The 19,196-nt window shown below is 72.3% G+C and carries 14 protein-coding genes; 5 read left to right on the top strand and 9 right to left on the bottom strand.

Annotation, left to right across the window (positions count from 1 at the left end; translation table 11 throughout):
• The first annotated feature begins 3 nt into the window (after window positions 1-3).
• Window positions 4-1,356, top strand: a complete 1,353-nt coding sequence (locus tag IOD16_RS13545; RefSeq protein WP_201440334.1) for an extracellular catalytic domain type 1 short-chain-length polyhydroxyalkanoate depolymerase — start codon at window positions 4-6, stop codon at window positions 1,354-1,356.
• A gap of 28 nt (window positions 1,357-1,384) precedes the next feature.
• A complete protein-coding gene (locus tag IOD16_RS13540; RefSeq protein WP_201440333.1) occupies window positions 1,385-2,782 on the top strand; it encodes an endo-1,4-beta-xylanase in 1,398 nt (465 codons plus the stop codon).
• Between the two features lie 142 nt (window positions 2,783-2,924).
• Here the strand turns inward: IOD16_RS13540 and IOD16_RS13535 are convergent, their stop codons facing one another.
• From IOD16_RS13535 to IOD16_RS13525, 3 genes are all read right to left on the bottom strand, one after another.
• Window positions 2,925-3,416 carry a nucleotidyltransferase domain-containing protein gene (locus tag IOD16_RS13535; RefSeq protein WP_201440332.1) on the bottom strand — a complete coding sequence of 164 codons (492 nt, stop codon included), beginning with the start codon at window positions 3,414-3,416 and terminating at the stop codon, window positions 2,925-2,927.
• A 63-nt stretch (window positions 3,417-3,479) separates the two neighbouring features.
• Window positions 3,480-4,097: a hypothetical protein gene (locus IOD16_RS40960; RefSeq protein WP_201440331.1), complete on the bottom strand. Its 618-nt coding sequence runs from the start codon at window positions 4,095-4,097 to the stop codon at window positions 3,480-3,482.
• A 75-nt stretch (window positions 4,098-4,172) separates the two neighbouring features.
• Window positions 4,173-5,516, bottom strand: coding sequence for a cytochrome P450 (locus IOD16_RS13525; protein ID WP_201440330.1), 1,344 nt, complete (start codon window positions 5,514-5,516; stop codon window positions 4,173-4,175).
• 522 nt (window positions 5,517-6,038) lie between these two features.
• On the opposite strand from IOD16_RS13525, the gene IOD16_RS13520 reads away from it, so the two are divergent.
• Window positions 6,039-7,292, top strand: coding sequence for a cytochrome P450 family protein (locus IOD16_RS13520; RefSeq protein WP_201440329.1), 1,254 nt, complete (start codon window positions 6,039-6,041; stop codon window positions 7,290-7,292).
• 107 nt (window positions 7,293-7,399) lie between these two features.
• On the opposite strand, the gene IOD16_RS13515 is transcribed toward IOD16_RS13520, so the two are convergent.
• The gene (locus IOD16_RS13515; RefSeq protein WP_201440328.1) at window positions 7,400-8,611 is read right to left on the bottom strand and encodes an MFS transporter; all 1,212 of its coding nucleotides are present in this window, start codon (window positions 8,609-8,611) and stop codon (window positions 7,400-7,402) included.
• A gap of 201 nt (window positions 8,612-8,812) precedes the next feature.
• On the opposite strand from IOD16_RS13515, the gene IOD16_RS13510 reads away from it, so the two are divergent.
• Entirely contained in the window at window positions 8,813-9,346 is a 534-nt protein-coding gene (locus IOD16_RS13510) for a winged helix-turn-helix transcriptional regulator (protein WP_201440327.1), read from the top strand.
• A 237-nt stretch (window positions 9,347-9,583) separates the two neighbouring features.
• Here the strand turns inward: IOD16_RS13510 and IOD16_RS13505 are convergent, their stop codons facing one another.
• Window positions 9,584-12,166 (bottom strand): AAA family ATPase, encoded by a 2,583-nt coding sequence (locus IOD16_RS13505; RefSeq protein WP_201440326.1) that lies wholly within the window; start codon window positions 12,164-12,166, stop codon window positions 9,584-9,586.
• Between the two features lie 387 nt (window positions 12,167-12,553).
• Complete coding sequence (locus IOD16_RS13500) at window positions 12,554-13,975, bottom strand: MFS transporter (protein ID WP_201440325.1); 1,422 nt, start codon at window positions 13,973-13,975, stop codon at window positions 12,554-12,556.
• 174 nt (window positions 13,976-14,149) lie between these two features.
• Here IOD16_RS13500 and IOD16_RS13495 point away from each other — a divergent pair, with 174 nt between their 5' ends.
• Window positions 14,150-14,866 carry a TetR/AcrR family transcriptional regulator gene (locus IOD16_RS13495; RefSeq protein ID WP_201440324.1) on the top strand — a complete coding sequence of 239 codons (717 nt, stop codon included), beginning with the start codon at window positions 14,150-14,152 and terminating at the stop codon, window positions 14,864-14,866.
• A 97-nt stretch (window positions 14,867-14,963) separates the two neighbouring features.
• Here IOD16_RS13495 and IOD16_RS13490 read toward each other — a convergent pair whose 3' ends face one another.
• From IOD16_RS13490 to IOD16_RS13480, 3 genes are read right to left on the bottom strand one after another with little or no spacing between them, the layout of a single operon-like run.
• A complete protein-coding gene (locus IOD16_RS13490; protein ID WP_201440323.1) occupies window positions 14,964-16,223 on the bottom strand; it encodes a cytochrome P450 in 1,260 nt (419 codons plus the stop codon).
• Entirely contained in the window at window positions 16,220-17,512 is a 1,293-nt protein-coding gene (locus IOD16_RS13485; protein ID WP_123747789.1) for a cytochrome P450, read from the bottom strand. The genes IOD16_RS13490 and IOD16_RS13485 overlap by 4 nt, the downstream gene beginning before the upstream one ends.
• An 8-nt stretch (window positions 17,513-17,520) precedes the next feature.
• Window positions 17,521-19,170, bottom strand: a complete 1,650-nt coding sequence (locus IOD16_RS13480) for an acyl-CoA dehydrogenase family protein (RefSeq protein WP_201440322.1) — start codon at window positions 19,168-19,170, stop codon at window positions 17,521-17,523.
• Window positions 19,171-19,196: the final 26 nt, after the last annotated feature.

The following is a 19,196-nucleotide window of genomic DNA, read 5'->3' as shown; positions in this document are numbered from 1 at the left end:
GGGATGAGGATCGTGAAGTCCAGGGTCGCCGCCGTCGTGGCGGCCGTGCTGTCGCTGATCGCCGCGGTCGCGCTCGCGGTGGTCGCGCAACCGGCGAGCGCGGCGTCGCTGACCCGGGTGACCGACTTCGGCGCCAACCCGACCGGGCTGAACATGTACGTCTACGCGCCCGACCGGTTGGCGGCGCGACCGGCCCTGCTGCTGATGGTGCACTACTGCGGCGGTTCGGCGAGCGCGGTGCACAACGGCAACGGCCGCGACTACGTCACCGCGGCGGACCGCTACGGGTACGTGATCGTCTACCCGGAGGCCACCCGCGACGGCCGCTGCTTCGACGTGTCCACCGCGAACGCGTTGCGCCGCAACGGAGGCGGCGACTCCACGGGCATCATGGCGATGGTGTCCCACGCGCGGCAGCGCTACAACGTCGACCCGGCCCGGATCGTCGTGGCGGGCTTCTCCTCCGGCGCGATGATGACCAACGTGCTGGCCGCCCAGTACCCGGACGTGTTCAGCGCGGGCGCGGCGTACTCGGGTGTCCCGGCGGGGTGCTTCGCGACGACCAACGGGTCGCTGTGGAACAGCCAGTGCTCGGGCGGGAACCTCCTGAAGTCCCCGCAGCAGTGGGGCGACCAGGCACGGGCCATGTTCCCCGGCTACACCGGACCGTACCCGCGGATGCAGTTCTGGCACGGCTCCACCGACACCACGCTCGCCTACCCGAACTTCGGCGAGGAGCTGGACCAGTGGACCAACCTCCACGGGCTGAGCCGGACGCCGTCGGCCACCGACTACCCGCAGTCGAGCTGGACCCGCACCCGCTACGGCAACGCCGTCGAGGGCATCAGCATCCAGGGCACCGGCCACACCCTCCCGCAGAACGGGATGCTCGCGTACTCCATCGGCTTCCTCGGCCTGGACCGCCCGTCCACGACGACGACAACAACGACAACAACGACCAGCACCACGACCACCACCACGACGACGAGCACCACCACGACGACGCCGGTCACGACGACCACCATCCCGGGCCCGACCGACGCGTGCAAGGTCACCGCGGTGGTCAACGCCTGGGACAGCGGCCTGACCGAGACGCTCACCATCACGAACAACACCAGCTCCGCGTTGAACGGCTGGCAGTTGGCGTTCACCCTCCCCAGCGGGCAGGTCATCACCGGCGGCTGGAGCGCCTCCTACTCCCCCACCAGCGGGCAGGTGACCGCGCGCAACGTCGACTACAACGCGCAGATCCCGGCGAACGGGTCGGTGTCGATCGGCTTCCAGGCCACCCACACCGGGAACAGCGCCGCCGCCGGCGTCTTCACGCTCAACAACACCCGCTGCTACCCGGCGTGATGGACCGTCACACCGATCAGGAGGGCTCGTGACCAGCACGACGAAGAGGCTCGGGGCGGTGGCGGTGGCACTGGCGTCCACCGCCGCGCTGACCCTCGTCCTGTCACCGGCGGCGTCGGCCGCCTCGCCCCTGCGCGACCTCGCGGCGGCCAAGGGGCGGTACTTCGGCAACGCCATGACCGCGGGCGACTTCAACGACTCGGCCTACCGCGCGTTGAGCGCGCGGGAGGCGGGTGTGGTGACGCCCGGCAACGAGATGAAGTGGGACGCCACCGAACCGAGTCGGGGCAGCTTCACGTTCACCCGCGGCGACCAGGTCGTCGCCGGTGCGGTGGCGGCGAACCAGAAGGTCCGCGGGCACACGCTGGTCTGGCACAGCCAGACCCCGGCGTGGGCGCAGAACCTCTCGGCGGGCGACCTCCGCTCGGCGATGGTGAACCACATCAACACCGTCATGGGCCACTACAAGGGCAAGGTGTTCGCCTGGGACGTGGTCAACGAGGCGTTCGCGGAGAACGGCACGCGGCGGCAGTCGTTCTGGCAGCAGAAGCTCGGCGACGGCTTCATCGCGGAGGCGTTCCGCGCCGCCCGTGCCGCCGATCCCGGCGCGAAGCTGTACTACAACGACTACAACACCGACGGCATCGGCGCGAAGAGCGACGGCGTCTACAACATGGTCAAGGCGTTCAAGCAGCAGGGCGTGCCGATCGACGGCGTCGGGTTCCAGGCGCACCTGATCGTCGGCCAGGTGCCGTCCAGCCTGCGGCAGAACCTCCAGCGCTTCGCCGACCTGGGCGTCGACGTGGCGATCACCGAGCTGGACATCCGGATGAAGACCCCGTCCGACAGCGCCAAGCTCGCCCAGCAGGCCCGGGACTACGGTCAGGTCGTCGACACCTGCTTGGCGGTGGCCAGGTGCGTGGGCATCACCACGTGGGGGTTGAGCGACAACCACTCGTGGATCCCCGGCGTGTTCCCCGGTGAGGGCGCGGCGCTGCCGTTCGACGGCAACCTCCAGCCCAAGCCCGCCTACAACGCCATGAGCACGGCGTTCGGCAACCCGACCACCACCACGACGACCACCACAACCACCACAACCACGACGACGACCACCGATCCGCAACCGACGGGCTGTGCCGCCACCTACCGGGTCACCGGCCAGTGGCAGGGCGGCTTCCAGGCCGAGGTCACGGTCAGCGCCGGCGCGGCGGCCATCCGCGGTTGGGCGGTCTCCTGGACGTTCGCCGACGGGCAGGCCGTCAGCTCCTCGTGGAACGCGGCACTGACCACCCAGGGCGCGGTCGTGACCGCGAGGAACGTGTCCTACAACGGCGACGTCGCGGCCGGCGCGAGCACGACCTTCGGCTTCGTCGGCACCTCGACCAGCCGGAACTCGCCGCCGTCGCTCTCCTGCACCACCACGTAGGCGGTCTCCGACCGCTGCGGCGAGGTGCACCGCCACGCGGGCCGCGTCATGGCCCGCGTGGCGGTGCACCTTCCCCCACGGCTCGCTGCGCCTGGTCGACGGCCACACCGACCGGAAGACCAGGCGGAGGTGCGACCCCGGGTCAGAAGTGCGTGTCGATCCCGAACGCCTCGCGGAGCCGGGCCATGTCGTGGCGGTCCCGGTCGCTCGGCTCGTAGCCCTGGTGGAAGTGGACCTGCTGCTCGGCGGACAGGCAGGGCACGGTGCGGCCCAGGACGGTGCCGGTGACGAAGCAGGACGCCGGGTAGCGGAACGGGTTGCCCGGTTCCGGCGAGGCCTGCGTGGCGCTCCCGTCCGGGGCGAACACGAGGGGGTGCAGGTCGATCTCGCGCCCCTTCGCGTCGGTGACGACGAAGCGCACGGGACGCCAGTCGAGCGTCTCGGTGAAGCCCGCTGCGGCGAGCGCTTCGACGACTGCCTGCTCCTGGTCGCGACGGTGCATGAGGTCCAGATCGCGGTGCGGGCGGGTCTGCCTGCCCAGCAGCGCGTCGATGCCCCAGCCCCCGCCGATCCAGACGTCGCCACCCGCCCGCCCGAGCACGTCGAGGATCTCCAGCACATCGTCTTCGGTCACGACCAGCCTTCCTGCCGCCTCGCGGAGCGGAAAGCCTACGAGGCCTCCCGCGAGGGCGCCGGCTCATTTCGGCCGGTGTGGCACCAGCACGCGCCAGCGGTCGGGCAGCGGCGGCAGCACGACGTCCTCCTCGCGCAGGAAGTCGCTCTTCCACCGCTCCCGGCGGCGGCTGTACCGATCGTTCAGCGCCGTCGCGGTGAGGTGGCAGACCAGCGCGGCCACCACGACCACCCGGGCGGCTGCCCCCACCGTCGAGACCAGCACCAGCGTCACCGCGGTGAGCAGGAACAGCTCGCACAGCACCCGGATCACCAAGGTCCACCGGGGCGGCGGGACGTCGGCTCGCAGCTCCGCCAGGGTGTCCACCGGGTCCGCGCCGTGCTCGCGGACGCGGGCGACCTCTCCCCCGCGCCGGCGCGACTCCTGGAAGGCCCCGGCGATCGCGTTCGCCCCGAGCACCGCCGACGCGATACCGGCCGCGGTGGTGAACCACGCGTCCGGTCCCACGGCCACCACCGCCACCGCGACCAGGAGGTCCGCCACACCCGCGGCCACCAACAGCCCGAGGTCGCGCCGGAGGAGTGCGCGCGGCAACGCCCGCCGGCCGTTCGCCGTCCCCGCCGGGCGCGACGCCACCATGTTGACCACCTCGTCGCGCGCCCGCCGAACCTCCTCCTCCACCGCCACCCCCCGCACTCGTTCAGCGAGTACGTGGTTCCCCGTTCCGGTGACGCGGCAAACGCCGCCGTGCCGCCGTCACGCCTCGCCGGGCGTTCGCGGCACGACGGTCATCGGCAGTTGGCTGGGCACCGGCACGTTGGTGACCAGCTCCCGCACCGGTTTGCCGGGCACCGGTTCCAGGCGCACCCGGGACAGCACGGTGGCGATCACCACGGTGATCTCGGTCAACGCGAACGCGCTGCCGATGCACTGGTGCACGCCGGCGGCGAACGGGATGTAGGCGTGGCGCGGCACCTCGGCGGCGCGCTCGGGCAGCCAGCGGTCCGGGTCGAAGCGGTCCGGGTCGGGGAAGCTGCGGGGGTCGTGGTGCAGGGCGTGCGGGCTGACGATGAGCTCGGTGCCGGCGGCCAGCCGGACGCCGCCGAGCTCCACGTCGGTGGTGGGCCGCCGCATCAGCAGCCACGGACCGTAGAACCGGAGGACTTCGTTGACCACCTGGCGGGTGTAGGTCAGGCGCGGGACGTCCTCGAGCCCGGCGGGCCCGCCCTTCAGCACCTCGTCGACCTCGGCCAGCAGCCGGGACTCGACGTCCGGTCGCCGGCCGATCTCGTGGAAGGCCCAAGCCAGCGCGCGGGACGCGGTCTCGACCCCGGCCACGAACAACGTGATCATCTCGTCGTGGACCTCGTCGTCCGTCATGCCCTCGGCGGTGTCCTCGTCACGCGCGGCCAACAGCATCGACAGCAGGTCGGAGTGCTCGTCGGGGTGGGCGCGGCGCTCGGTGACGACCTCGCGCACCGCCCGCCGGACGTGCTCGACCGCCCGGTCGAAACGGCGGTTGACCGGCAGGGGGAGCGCGCCGATCACGGCGGGCGACATCGCCCGCACGGTGCTGTGGGCGACGAGGATCCTGTTGCAGCGCAGGAACTCGCGTAAGGCGGGGGTGTCCAGGCTCTCGGAGAACAAGGCCTTGGCGACCACGGTCCCCGCGACGACGTGCATGTCGTCGTCGATCGGGCGCGCCTCGCCGGCCCGCCACGAGTCCACCATCTCGGTGGCGGCCTTCGACATGCTCGTGACGTACCCGGCGATCTCCCGCCGGTGGAACGCCGGCTGCATCAGCCGCCGCTGACGCCGGTGCTGCCGGCCGGTGGACGTGACGAGCCCGTTGCCCATGAACGGCCGGAGCTTGTCGAACACCCGGCCCCGCTCGTAGTTGCCCGCGTCGGCCACGAGGACCTCGTGCACCAACGCCTTGTCGGTCAACACGTACCCGGGCTGCGAGCCGATGTGGACCTCGACGATGTCGCCATACCGGTGCAGCGAGGAGGTGAACCTGGTCCGCTGCGACAGCAGCGGAATCGTGTGGCCCAGCAGCGGCAGCCAGCCCGGCGCCCTGGGTGCTCTGGCAGTTGACATGGCGAGGTCTCCCCAGTGAAGGATTGCTCCGCCCGCCACGCGGGCGGTGATCACCCCGGTGACGGGAAATCTCTGTCAGGACGACGCCGTCGCCTTTTCGAAGCCCGGACCGCATTGTCCCGTGTCCCGCGCGAAACCCCCTTGCCCACGACCGAGAAAGCCTAGCTCACGGGCACCGACGACGAACAGGTCGAAGCCCGCGGTCCGGTCGTTGTCACTCGTTTGACCCAACGGGAAAAGCAGTGGCGGCGAATGTTCTGCCCCGTCACGGCGCTTTCCGGAACGGTCGGGATGCGCGCGTCGGCCTCGCCGGTGCGGAGCCGTACTCGCACATCGTCTTTCCTCGACCGAATCCCCTGCAATGGCTAGGCTTTCCGTGACGGGCGGTGGCCCGAATCGGTCGGGGCCCGCCGGCCGGCCCGGCGGAGTGCCGACCGCGCAAGGTGATCCGGGAGGCGCGTCGAGGGTCGACGCGGGCTTCCGCGGCGTCCGCCGGACATTCCGAGACGGGAGCTAGTCGACATGACGAGCCACACGAGCCACCCGGTCATCGACACGACCGGGCGCGACATCCACGGTGAGTCCGAGCGCCTGCGCGCCTTGGGACGCGCGGTGCGGGTGGAACTGCCCGGCGGGGTGATCGCGTGGTGGGTCACCGACCACGCGCTGATCAAGCAGCTGCTCACCGACCGGCGGGTGTCCCGCGACACCTACCAGCACTGGCCCGCCTGGGAGAACGGCGAGAGCGAGCTGGCCAGGACCTGGTCGCTGTCGATGTGGGTCGCCAAGCGGAACATGATCAGCGCGTACGGCGCGGAGCACGGCAGGCTGCGCAAGCTGGTGGCCAAGGCGTTCACCGCCCGCCGCACGCAGGCGATGCGCCCGCGCATCGAGGCGAGCACCGAGGAGCTGTTGGCGGGCCTGGCGGAGGTGCCGGCGGGCGAGGTGGTCGACCTGCGCGAGCGGTTCGCCTACCCGCTGCCCGTGCAGATGATCTCCGGGCTGCTGGGCGTGCCCGACGAGATCCGCGGCCCGCTGCTCACCGCGGTGCACGAGGTCATGGACACCTCCGCCACCCCGGACCAGGTCATGGCCAACGCGCTGGAGGTGGACCGGCTGCTGCACGAGCTGGTCGCGGTCAAGCGCACCAGGCCCGGCGACGACGTCACCACCGGCCTGCTCCAGGCGCAGAACGACGACGGCGGCCAGATGAGCGAGGAGGAGCTGGTCGCCACCATCATGCTGATGTTCACCGCCGGCCACGAGACGACGGTGAACCTGTTCGACCAGACCATCTCCCTGCTGCTGACGCACCCCGCGCAGCGCGCCGCCGCGCTGGCCGGCACGGTGCCGTGGGAGGACGTGATCGAGGAGTCGCTGCGCCTGGAGGCGCCGATCACGAACCTGCCGCTGCGCTACGCCGTGGAGGACATCGACCTCGGTGACGCGTTCATCCCGAAGGGCGACCCGATCGTCATCGCCTTCGCCGCCGGCGGGCGCGACCCGAAGGCGCACGGCGACACCGCCACCGAGTTCGACCCGACCCGGCCCACCCGCCGCGACCACCTCGCGTTCGGCCACGGCACGCACCACTGCCTGGGCGCGCCGCTGGCCCGGCTGGAGGCCGCCGTCGGCCTGCCCGCCCTCTTCACCAGGTTCCCGCGGATGCGGCTCGCGGTGCCGGCCGGCGAACTGCGGCCGCTGGGGTCGTTCATCTCCAACGGCCACGCGGCGTTGCCCGTGGTGCTGACGCCGAACGACGAAGGAACTCCCTGAGCGGGAACCCCGTCCCACGGGTCGTCACGACCGTGCGACCGGTGCCCCAGGTCGACGACCTGGGGCACCTCCTCAGCGGACTCGGTCCACAGTGGCCGGGGACCGGATCAGGCGGCCGGCTCGGCCGTCTTCTCGATCACCGGCGGCTTGAGGTAGCTGGTGGCCCAGGCGAGCAGGACGCCGACCACCGCGATGGCCGACGCGGTGATGATCGGGGCCGAGGGGCCGAACCCGCTGATCGCCACACCCCCGGCCGCCGAGCCCGCCGCGATGCCGATGTTGACCGCGGACGCGGGCAGCGAGGACGCCACCCGGCCACCGGGGCCCGCCAGGGTCACCACGCGGAGCTGGAGGGACGGGGCCATGCTCATGGCGAGCACGCCCCAGAGCAGCATCACGAGCGCCACGAGGACCGGGATCGAGCCGACGAAGTAGAGCACCAGCAGGGCGACCGCCGTGCCGGCGGTCCCGACGATCAGCGTGCCCGAGGCGCTCTTGTCGGCGAACCGGCCGCCGCCGAACGAGCCCACCGCGGTGGCCACGCCGTAGGCCAGCAGGAACGCGCTGACCAGCGCCCCGGTGATGCCCGTGACGTTCTGCAGGAACGGCACGATGTAGGTCAGGGCCGTGTACAGCGACGTGAAGACCACGATGTTCACCGTCAGCATGAACAGCACCCTGGGCGCGAAGGCGTACTTGGCCTGGCCGGCGTCGGCCGAGGCGTCCCGCTCGGAGCCCGCCACCGAGGGGACCAGCACCAGGGTCGCGACGAGCGCGAGCACGCAGAGCACGATGATCCCGGTGAACGACCCGCGCCAACCGAAGCCCTGGCTGGCCAGCGTGCCCAGCGGCACGCCCACCGCGGCCGACACCGTGACCCCGGAGATGATCAGGGCGATCGCCCGGCCCACGCGCTCCGGCGGGACGATCGCCATGCCCGCCACGAACGCGACCCCGATGAACAGGCCCTCGACCGCGCCGGCGACGAACCGCGCCGCGAGGAATAACGCGTAGTGGGAGGCCAGCACCAGGACCAGGTTGGCCACGATGAACACGACGAGCGCGCCGACCAGCACGGTCCGCTTGTTCAGCTTCATGGTCAGCATGGTCAGGACCGGGCCGCCGATCGCGATGCCCAGCGCGAACGCGGTCACCAACCCGCCGGCGGCGGAGACGGAGACGTCGAGGTCGGCCGCGATCAGGTCCAGCACGCCGACCACGAGCAGTTCCGCGCAGCCCATCACGAACACACCGAAGAACAGCGTGACCAGGACCAGGGTGGTGCTACTCCGACCTGGCGCCGCTTGCTGGGTACTCATGTGGACCTTCCTTCGGGGTGCCTGCTTGGTGGTTCTCGTCGTTGCGGGAGACCGTCGCGGGGGCGTCGGGTCGGTGCGCGGCACCACCTCGGGCAGGGTTGCCCAGCGCCGTGCCCCAGGCTCGAACTGCTCTCCTTCCGCAACCGGTTGCACACTAGGGCACAATGGCGGGGGCAGGCAAACGGTCCGGAGGTGGGTGCGGTGCGGAAGGACACGCGGTCGAGCTGCCCGATCAGCCTGTCGCTGGAGATCTTCGGCGACCGCTGGACGCTGCTGGTCCTCCGCGACGTGATCTTCGCCGACGCCCGGCACTTCCGGGAGCTGCTCGCCGGCCCCGAGCGGATCTCCTCGAACGTCCTCGCCGACCGGCTCGCCGCGCTCGTCGAGCACGGGTTGCTCACCAAGGCCGACGACCCCTCGCACAAGCAGAAGGTCACCTACAGCCTGACCGAGCAGGCGATCCAGCTGGTGCCCGTCTTCGTGCAGCTCAACGTCTGGGGCATCCGCCACCTGCCGGTGACCGACGTGCACACCGCCCGCGCCGAGGTGCTCGCCGCCGGCGGCCCGCCCGTGTGGGAAGCCTTCATGGACGAGCTCCGGGAAGCCCACCTCGGGCCACACGCCCGGCAGCGGCCGGCGCCGAGCGGCCCCACCGTCGCGGCGCGGATGCAGGCCGCTTGTGCCGCCGCGCTCGACCGCGCGGACGACAGCTCCCCGAGCCTCCAGGTCCACTAGGCGAGTCCGGCCGGGGATTCACTCGAACGAGTGACGAAATCGGTGCCAGGACACGACGAACCGCTCGCCGCGGGAGCCGGGTGAGGCAGTCGACCGGTGGCCTGGCGTCGTCCACAGCACACCGTGGACAGGACACTGTGGACGGTGTGCTGCGGGCAGGCGCGCCCGTCGCCCGGGGCCCGCGTCGGCCGGCGCCCCCGCTCAGGTGAGCGGGGGCGCCGGCCGGGCGGGGAGGGCTCAGATCGTCTCGACCGCCGCACCGGAGTACAGGCCCCTGGCCAGTTCCGAGCGCCGGTTCACCTTGAGCTTCCGGTAGGTGCGCGTCAGGTGTTGCTCCACCGTGCTCACCGTGATGAACAGCTTGGTGGCGATCTGCCGGTTGCTGTACCCCCAGGAGGCCAGCATCGCGACCCTGGCCTCGGCGTCGCTCAACGACCTGCCGTCCGCCGGCGCCCGGTCGAGCGGGGACGTCGCGGGCTGGGACGTGCGACCCGGAGCCGGGGCGTCGCACTGCTTCGCGATCAGCCCGGCGCTGCGCAACGCCAACCGGGACTGGCTGAAGTTGCCCAGCTCGTGGTAGGCCCACCCCAGGTCCGAGAGGGTGTGCGCCAGTTCCAGCCGGTCACCGGTGCCCTGCAGGGCCTCCACGGCCGTGCCCAGCATGACGACCCGGCGATTCGGGTCGGTGGTGGCCGCGACGATCCGGATCGACACGGCGCGCAGCCGGGCGTCCTCCGGTTCGCACAGCTCGCTCTGCTCCTCGGCCAGGTGCCGGGCGCGGTCCGGGTCGCCGAGCCTCAGCCACGTCTGCGCGGCGTCCGTGCGCCACGGCACGAGCGTCGGCGAGTCGACCCCCCACTTCACCATCAGCTCGCCCAGCGACTGGAAGTCGTCCAGCGCCGCCCGGTGACGGCCGCTCGCCTGGTAGTACAGGCCCCGGGCCCGCAGGTAGTGCAGCCCGATCGCGGTCTGGAACACGGCGTCCGGCACGGGGGTGCGCAGCTGGTCCGAGGCGTCCTCGACCCGGCCGGCGGCCAGGTGGGTGCGGACCAGGGTGCCGACCGGCAGTCCGATGACGACGCCCCAGGCCTCGACCGGCAGGATCTCCAACGCGAGCTTGCCGTGGCGGAGGGCCTCACCCAGCTCGCCGCGCCTGAGGGCGATCTCGGCGCGCATCGCGCTCAGCAAGGCGTGCCACGTCGGCATGTGGCGGCCGGCGACCTCGTCGGCCAGTCGCTTGCACCACGACTCGGCGTCGGCCAGCCGCCCGCTCGCCATCAGCGCGGTGAGGGCGTCCAGGGTCTGCACGAGGGTGTGCTCCTCGACCCGGCCGGTCTGGAGCACGCGCTCGGCGGTCGCCAGGCCCTTCGCGCCCCGCCTGTCGTCCCCGGTCGGCACGAGTTCGGACAGGGCGAGCCGGCGCGGACCGGCGGCCTGGGCCTCCAGCGCCTTCGCCTGGTCCGTGTGGCCGAACCACGTCAGGAGCTGGACCACCATGCCCGCGTACCGCTCGGTGAGGTGCCCGGCGCGGGCCGCCGCGGTCAGCTCGCCGATGTGGGCCGCCGCCGCGACCGGGTCGACGCGCCACTGCACCCGGGCGATCGTGGCGGTCGTCGTGGCCCGCTGCCGCTCGTCGCCGCCGGACTGCCTGGCCAGCCACAAGCAGGCGCGGGCGTGGTCCATGTCGTCCTCGGCGAGCGCCTGCTCCGCCGCCTCGTGCAGCACGGGGACCAGGTCCGGCTCGACGGCCGCGCCCGCCTGGACGAGCTGGCGGGCGATGCTCGCCGGCCCCGACCCCTCGGTCCGCAGCAACGTCGCGGCACGGCGGTGCAGTTCGGTGTGCTCGGCCGGCGGGATGCCGTCGAGCACGGCCGCGCGGGTCAGCGGGTGGCGGAACCAGTCGCCGTCGAGGACGCCGCACTCGTTGAGCGCGACGGTCGCGCGCACCGCCGACTCCGGCTCCACGTCCGCCAGCTTGCCCAGCAGCAGGGACAGGCACGGCTCGGCGAGCACCGCCAGGCCGCGGGCGACCGCCCGCATGACCTCGCAGGTGTCCAGGCAGCTCAGCACGGTGTGGGCGAACGCCGGGCCGATCACCAGCTCGTCGCCCGGTCCGGTGCCGCCGTTGTCCTCCGCCAGGGCGCGGACCAGCAGCGGGTTGCCGCCGGTGGTGGCGTGGCAGGCCGCGGCCAGGTCGAGCGCGCGGACCGGTCCGAGGGACTCGGCCAGCAGCGCCGCGACACCGTTGCGGGACAGCGGTTCGAGCCGGATGCGGCGGCACAGCGGCGCGCGCGGCAGGCCGGCGCGCAGCAGCGGGTGGCGCTCACCCGCGAAGAGCCCCTCGTTGAGCACGATCATCACGCCGCCGGACCGCACCCGGCGCACCACGGACGACAGGCACTCCAGCGACTCGGCGTCGGCGTTGTGCGCGTCGTCGACACCGATCAGCACCGGCGCGTCCGAGCCTTCCACGTGGTCCAGCAGCGCCATGCACAGCCCGTGGTGCACGACCGGCGAGACCGTCGAGCTGCGCGCGGCCTCGGCGAGCAGCCACGACACGTGCGTCGACGCCTCCGGGGGCAGGTGCGCGCTGCGGAAGAGCTGACCGAGCACCCCGAAGGGCACGGCGCGTTCGGCCCGGCCCCCCGAAGCGGAGAGGAACACCGCGCCGCCGACCACCGCCTCCTCGGCGAACTGGTCGAGCAGTTCGGTCTTGCCGGTGGCCACCGGCCCGCTGACGACCGCCATTCGCCCCTTGCCGCGTCGGCATTCGGCGAACAGCCCGCGTAAGTCGGATAATTGCGTTTCCCGTTCGAACATCACTGGTCCCCCAGACCACTCCGATGATTCGCGCCGAAGACTGCCTCGACTTACCGAGGCCACCACACGGGACGCGGCCACGACGGACACCCGGACGTCGAGCCGCGCCATACTCCCCGGTGAGGTGACCTGCCGGCGGGGGCCCCGCACCGCGCCCCCGCCTGAGCGACCCCGCTGTCACCCCAGCATAATGATCTCCACCGCGATCGCGACGGACCGCCGGATAGCGCTTCGGCACCGGCCCGCCGGTCGACTGTCACTCGTATTTTCCTTTTACCACCGAGGTATCCGCCCGTCCCGCGAAAGCGTCCGGGTGTGACGACCAGTCAGCCGCCACCCCGGACGCGAACTCGCGAAGCGGTGTTCACCCGTTCGTCGTCAGGCCTCTCAGATCGCGGCCTCCGGCGTGACGGCCGGCGCTTCCTCGACGGGCGCCGGCGCGGGCTTCTTGAGGGTGAACGCGAGCAGGCCGCCCAGCAGCGCGCCGGCCGCGGCGACGTAGCCCGCGATCTTCAGGCCGCCCAGGAACGACGACCCGGCGTTCGCGATCACCAGGATGATCGCCAGGCCGACCGCCGCGCCGATCTGCAGCGCGGTGGAGCCCAGGGCCGAGGCCACGCCCTGCTGCGAGGCGTCGACACCGGACGACGCGGCCACGAAGATCGCGGTGAACGCGAGCCCGCCGCCGAAGCCGTACAGCACCACGCCCGGCAGTACGGCCCAGTAGCTGCCGCCCGCGCTCATGCCCGCCACCAGCGCGCCGAGGCCGACCGCGTAGATGATCATGCCGACCGCGAGGCCGGCGCCGACGCCGAACTTCGTCAGCACGGTGGAGGCCACCTTGCCGCCCGCGACCATCGCGAACACGCCGAGCGGGAGGAACGCCAGCCCGGCCTCGAGCGCGTTGTACTGCAGGGTGTTCTGCATGTAGATGGTGAAGATGAAGTAGCCGGAGCTCAACGCGGCGTGGTGCAGGAAGGCCACCGCCATGGCGGTCACCAGGCTGCGGTTGCGGAACAGCGCGACCGGCGCCAGCGGGTCCTTGGTGGTGCGCTCGATGACGAAGAACGTGATCACCAGCAGGACGCCGAGCACGATGGCGCCCCAGGCGCGGAGCGAGCTCCAGCCCACCTCCGGGCCGCTGACGAGGCCGAAGACGATCAGCGACACGCCGATGGTGACCACCAGCGCGCCGGGGAGGTCGAAGCTGCCGCCCCTGCTGACGGTGGCGTCGGGCGCGATGAGCTTCGGCGCGACGATCGCCGCGATGACCGTGACCGGCACGACGATGAAGAAGACCCACTGCCAGCCCATGCCGTGCGTGATCACACCGCCGAGCAGCGCGCCGGCGGCCAGGCCGCCGCTGCCGGTGGAGCCCCACACGGACAGGGCGCGGTTGCGCTCCTTGCCCTCGGGGAAGCGGGTCACGATGAGGGTCAGGACGGCCGGGAACAGCAGCGCGCCGCCGAGGCCCTGGACCGCGCGGGCGGCGACGAGGACGCCCTGCTCGGTGGCGAGGCCGCCGATCAGGGACGAGACGCCGAAGACCAGCAGGGCGCCGATGAACATGCGCCGGGCGCCGAGGCGGTCGGCGGCCCGACCGCCCAGCAGCAGTAAGCCGCCGAACGCTACCGCGTACGCGCTGACCACCCACTGCAACGACTGGTCCGAGAAGCCGAGTGCGCTGCCGATCTCAGGCAACGCGACATACACGTTGTTGTAGTCGATGGCGATGATGAACTGCGCCAACGCCAGGAGCGCGAGCCGGAGACCGGACCTGCTCGATGTCGGGTTATCGGTAGCGACCACAGCTGGGAACTCTCTTCGTCACAAGGGGCTGCCCCCGCGCGCGACTGCGCCCGGGGTCGGGAAGGGGTTGACCGCGGCGTCGTCGACGCGAAGTGGACTACATGCCGTTCATTCACTAAACGCCGTTCAGTTCTTGCACCCCGGATACTATACGTACGGGGTAAGGTGTCAAGCATGGGACGACCGACGCCACGACGGCGGGACCGGATCCGGGCGGAGACGAGCTCGGAGATCAAGACCATCGCGCTGAAGCACCTCACCGCGGGCGGTGCGGAAGCCGTGTCGTTGCGCGCGATCGCCCGGGACATGGGCATGACGGCCAGCGCGATCTACAGCTACTTCGACACCCGCGACGACCTGATCACCGCGCTGATCGCGGATTCCTACGCGTCCCTGGCCGACGTCATGGAGGCGGCGGGCGCGGGCGGTCCGGACACCGACCCGGCGGACCGCGTGCTGGCCGTCGCGACCGCGTACCGGCAGTGGGCGATCTCGCACCCCGAGGAGTTCCGCCTGATCTACGGCGACCCCGTCGCCGGCTACCAGGCGCCGGCGGACGGCGCGGTTCGGGAAGCCGAAGACCGCGCGTGCGCGGTGCTGCTGCGCCTGGTCGAGTCGGGCTGGCCGGTGCCCGAGCACCCGGCCGCCGAGCCGTACGACTGGGACGACTTCGGCGACGCCTACGCCCGCCGCGTGCGCGAGCTGTTCCCCGACCTGCCGCCGGCGGCGGTCGCGCTCGCCCTGCGGACGTGGGGCCGGATGCACGGGCAGGTGGCCCTGGAGATCTACGGCCACCTGCGGTCCCAGCTGGTCGACCCGGCCAAGCTGTTCCGGGCGGAGATGCTCGACCTGACCAGGACGCTGGGCGCGGACCCGGTCGCGTCGCTCTAGGCGCGGCGGGCGCCGCGGACCCGCCGCGCACAGGAACGCCCCGGCACCGGGCCGGGGCGTGTCCCTCACTTCGGCGGTCCTCCGCGACCGGCGGCGCTCAGCCGAGCTTGACCGGCAGCGCGCCGATGACCCGCAGGAACGTGCCGGGCCAGCGCTCGAGCTCCTGCTCGCCCCGTTCGACGGAGTACTCCAGCAGCGCCGTCAGCCCGACCTGGGTGATCATCTTGGCGATCGGCGCGGCGACGCAGAAGTGGATGCCGTGGCCGAAGCCGAGGTTGCGGGCCACCGGGCGGGACAGGTCGAGCACGTCCGGGCGGTCGTAGGCCCGCGGGTCGCGGTTGGCCGCGCCCAGCATCACGATGACGTGCCTGCCCTCGGCCACCGGCACGCCCAGGACGTCGGCGTCCTCCAGCGCCATCCGGGTGGTGATCTGGAGCGTGGTGTCGTAGCGCAGCAGCTCCTCCACCGCCTGGGCGATCCGGTCCGGGTTCGCCCGCAGCCACGCCAGCTGGTCGGGGTGCTCCAGCAGGTTGTGCACGGCGTTGCCGATCATCGCCGTGGTGGCGCCGAAGCCGGCCGCGAGCAGGTTCATCAGCAGCATGGCCAGCTCCCACTCGGTGAGCCGCTCGCCCTCCTGCTCCGCCCGCACCAGCTCGCTGATCAGGTCGTCGCCCAGGTTCGACCGGCGGTCCTCGGCCATCTCGATGCCCGCGTTGATGAACATGTCGCGGGCGAAGTCGCGACCCGCCTTCTGCTCCTCGGTCAGGGTGAAGCCCGGGTCGAGGCCGCGGCCGGACTCCTTGGCGCTGGCGAAGAAGATCGGGTGGTACCGCTCCGGGATGTCGAGCAGGTGGCTGAGCACCAGGGCTGGCAGCGGCCGGGCGAACGCCGCCATCAGGTCGACCTCGTCGGAGCCGGCGGCCTCGCGCAGCAGGTCGGCCGCGAACCCGAGCGCGTGCGGGCGCAGGTCGTCCAGCGTGCGCGGGGTGAACGCCTTGTTGACCAGGCCGCGGATGCGGGTGTGGTCCGGCGGGTCCATGAACATGAGGATGCGACCGGACTCGCCGTCCTTCTGGTTCTCCACGAACTGGTCGGAGATCATCGACTTCTTCCCGTGGCCGATCCCGAACCGCGGGTCCTTCATCACCGCCGAGACCTCGTCGAAGCCGAAGACCGCGAGCGAGTCCTCCGACGTGTGCAGCAGGCCGCCGTGCTCGGCGAGCAGCCGGCGGTAGCGCGGGTACGGGTCCTGGTGGAACTCCTCGTCGAAGACGTCGAACGGCAACATCCTGGCCGCGGTCTCCGGGCTGTAGGTCAGGACGTCGGGCGCCGGGGGCGGCGGCGTGGTCTGGGTCATCGAAGACTTCCTCTCTGGCTTTCCTGCACGGTGGGGACGAGTCGGACGGGCGCGTCGAGCAGCACCGTGTGCTTGTTGTTCGGCGCGTGCGCGACCGGTCCGTCGGGGGTGATCTCGGCGACCCGGTCGAGCAACGCGGTCAGCACCAGCCGGAGCTGGAGCCGGCCGAACTCGTCCCCGGAGCACGCGTGCGTGCCCGAGCCGAACGCCATGTGCGGGTTGGGGGCGCGGCGGATGTCGAACACGTCCGGCGCGGCGAACACCTCGGGGTCGCGGTTCGCCGACGGCCACCAGAAGGTGACCTTGTCGCCGGCGCGGATGTGCTGCCCGCGCACGACGACGTCCCTGGTGGCGGTGCGCCGGTTGTACGGGTTGGCGGGCGCCCAGCGCAGGACCTCCTCGACGGCGCCCGCCAGCAGCGACCGGTCGGCCTTGAGCAGCGCCCACTGGTCCGGGTGCTCCGCGAACGCCCGGATCGCGGCGGCGATCGTGTTGCGCGGCTGTTCGTAGCCGGACACGAACAGCACCGCCGCGTGCGTGTCCCGCTCCACCTCGGACAGTGGCTCGCCGTCGGGGACCTCGCCGATCGCGATGACGGACCCCAGGTCCTCCCGCGGGTCGGCGTGCTTGGCGAGGACGAACCGCCGGAAGTACTCGCGCATCGCGTCGAACACGGCGCGCGAGCCGTCGGTCGCGCGGCCGGTGCGGCGGTCGGTGAAGCCGAGCGCGGCCCGCACCCAGTCGAGCAGCCGGGGCCAGTCCTCCGGCGGCACGCCCAGCAGCGACGCGATCGCCTGCAGGGCGAGGGGTTCGGCGATGGCGGTGACCACCTCGGCCCGGCCGGCGGCCACGGCCGCGTCCACCAGCTCCTCGGTTCGGGCGCGCAACGCGGGCTCCAGCCCGGCGATCGCCCGGCCGGTGACGAACGGGTGCAGCACGCGCTTGATCAGCTCGTGGCGCGGGTCGTCCATCATGAACAGCAGGACGCCGGTGAGCATGCCGTCGGGCAGGTCCTCCAGGTGCGTGCCGCCGCCCTCGCGCCCGCCGCCGCCCTGCGCGGAGAACGCCGGGTCGGCCGCCGCGGCTTCGATGTCCGCGTGCCTGGTGAGCACCCAGAAACCGTCCTCGCGCGACGAGCCGTGCGGGTGGAACAGCACGGGCGCCTCGGCCCGCAGCCGGGCGAGCAGCTCGTACGGCACGCCGTCGGCGAAGTTGTCGTGGTCGGTCAGGTCGATCCCGCCGAGCACGTCGGGCAGCGGGTCGGCGCGGGTGAGGTGTTCGGTGGTCATGCTCGCCTTCACGTGGTGGTGAGGAACTCGAAGGTCGATCCGGTCAGCCAGCCCCGGCTCATCTTGTGGTGCTCGGCCCGCCCGTCCGGGCTCAGCCGCCGCCACAGGCCGGCCAGGCGGGTGAGCGCGGCCGTGCAGTGCACGTCCGCCAGGTCCTGCGCCTCGGCCGTGCCCAGCGCGGCGGTGCGGGCCAGCACGGCGGACGCGGCGACCAGCTCGGCCGCGATCCGGCCCGAGGTGACCAGGAACTCCTCGTCGGCGAACAGCTCGGCCCGCGCCGTCCTCGTGGCCTCGGCGCAGGACTGCGCGAACCACCTGGTCTGCTCGGCCACGGCGTCCAGGTGGACCTGGTTGCGCGGCGACAGGTCGAGCGCCGAGGCGTCCACCGCGGTCTCGCCCGGTGTCGGTCGCTCGCCCCGGTAGTAGGCCGCGAGCAGCAGCTGCGCCACCTGGCTGTCGAGCTGGAAGTCCACGTTGCCCGCCATCCGGAACCCGCGCGCGTCGCGCAGCGCGCGTTCGGCGGGCAGGACGGGTGCGCCGCGCCGCCGCTTGCTCGCCGCCGTCTCCAGGCCTTCCGCGCCCATCAGCGCGACCGTGCGGTCGGCGAGCTTCCACGCGGTGCGGGTGAGGATGTTCTTCGCGACGAACCGCTCCAGCCACCGGTCGGTGACGCCGCCGCCGATCAGGCTCCACCGCGCCACGCTGTCCATCGCGTACACGTCGGCCATCGCGCGGGACACCATGCGCTGGACGCGGTCGTACTCCCCCAGCGGCCGGCCGTCGATCATCCGCCGGTTGACGAAGGAGCGCGACCAGCGCAGGCAGTTGCGCGCCACCGCCAACGCGGGCGCGCCGGTGAAGTAGACGCGGCCGAGGAACGCGATCGAGTTGATCATCGCGGGCAGCCGCAGCTGGCCCTCCGCGCCGGAGAGCACGTGCTCCTTGGGCACCCGGACGCCGTCGAAGCCCAGCGCGCCGTTGGGCAGGCCGTTGCTGCCGACGAACTCCACGACCGACTCGACGGAGAAGCCCTCGCTCGCGGTGTCCACGAAGCACACGCCGATGCCGCCGTCGATGGTCGCGGACACGGCCAGCAGGTCGGCCACGGGACCGTTGCCGGTGTAGAGCTTCTCCCCGCGCAGCACGTAGTGCTCGCCGTCGAGGGTGGCGGTCATCGCCGGCAGCCGGTTGTTCTGGCCCGCCTGGTCGGTGTCGCCGAACCCGGACAGCGCGCCGCCCTTGATCCGGTCGCGCACCATGTCCCGCAACGGCCCCTCGGGCAGCGCGGGGTGCAGCGCGCCCACGCCGACACCGGCCTGGATGGCGATGATCTGACCGACCGGCACGGACCTCTCCGACGCGGCGGCCACCACGCGCAGGACGTTGTACGGCGACAGCGCCGCGCCGCCGAGCTCGGCGGCGAACGCCGCGGTGAGGAACCCCTCGCGCCGCAACGCGTCGATCAGCCCGTCCGGCAACGCGCGGGTCGCGTCCAGCGCGTCCGGGTCGGGCACGTGCTCGGCCACGAACGCCTCGGCGCGGGCGACCCACGCGTCACCGGCGGCCCGGTCGGCGGCGTCCTGCTCGGGGAAGTCACCGAGCAGGCCCACGTCCAGCCGGCCTGTCAGCAGCCCGGTCTCCAGCGACTCAACGCCCATCGGTTCTCCGCAACTCATCGCGTGGC

Origin of the sequence: Saccharothrix sp. 6-C, assembly GCF_016695385.1 — a bacterium.
Taxonomy (GTDB): Bacteria; Actinomycetota; Actinomycetes; order Mycobacteriales; family Pseudonocardiaceae; genus Actinosynnema; species Actinosynnema texasense.
This window is presented reverse-complemented; position numbering and strand designations above follow the sequence as displayed.

Excerpts from the sequence above, each read along its gene's own strand:
- IOD16_RS13545 (WP_201440334.1), top strand. The coding sequence starts at position 4 with ATGAGGATCGTGAAGTCCAGGGTCGCCGCCGTCGTGGCGGCCGTGCTG.
- IOD16_RS13525 (WP_201440330.1), bottom strand. The coding sequence starts at position 5,516 with ATGTCAACTGCCAGAGCACCCAGGGCGCCGGGCTGGCTGCCGCTGCTG.
- IOD16_RS13520 (WP_201440329.1), top strand. The coding sequence starts at position 6,039 with ATGACGAGCCACACGAGCCACCCGGTCATCGACACGACCGGGCGCGAC.
- IOD16_RS13515 (WP_201440328.1), bottom strand. The coding sequence starts at position 8,611 with ATGAGTACCCAGCAAGCGGCGCCAGGTCGGAGTAGCACCACCCTGGTC.
- IOD16_RS13505 (WP_201440326.1), bottom strand. The coding sequence starts at position 12,166 with ATGTTCGAACGGGAAACGCAATTATCCGACTTACGCGGGCTGTTCGCC.
- IOD16_RS13495 (WP_201440324.1), top strand. The coding sequence starts at position 14,150 with ATGGGACGACCGACGCCACGACGGCGGGACCGGATCCGGGCGGAGACG.
- IOD16_RS13490 (WP_201440323.1), bottom strand. The coding sequence starts at position 16,223 with ATGACCCAGACCACGCCGCCGCCCCCGGCGCCCGACGTCCTGACCTAC.
- IOD16_RS13485 (WP_123747789.1), bottom strand. The coding sequence starts at position 17,512 with ATGACCACCGAACACCTCACCCGCGCCGACCCGCTGCCCGACGTGCTC.
- IOD16_RS13480 (WP_201440322.1), bottom strand. The coding sequence starts at position 19,170 with ATGGGCGTTGAGTCGCTGGAGACCGGGCTGCTGACAGGCCGGCTGGAC.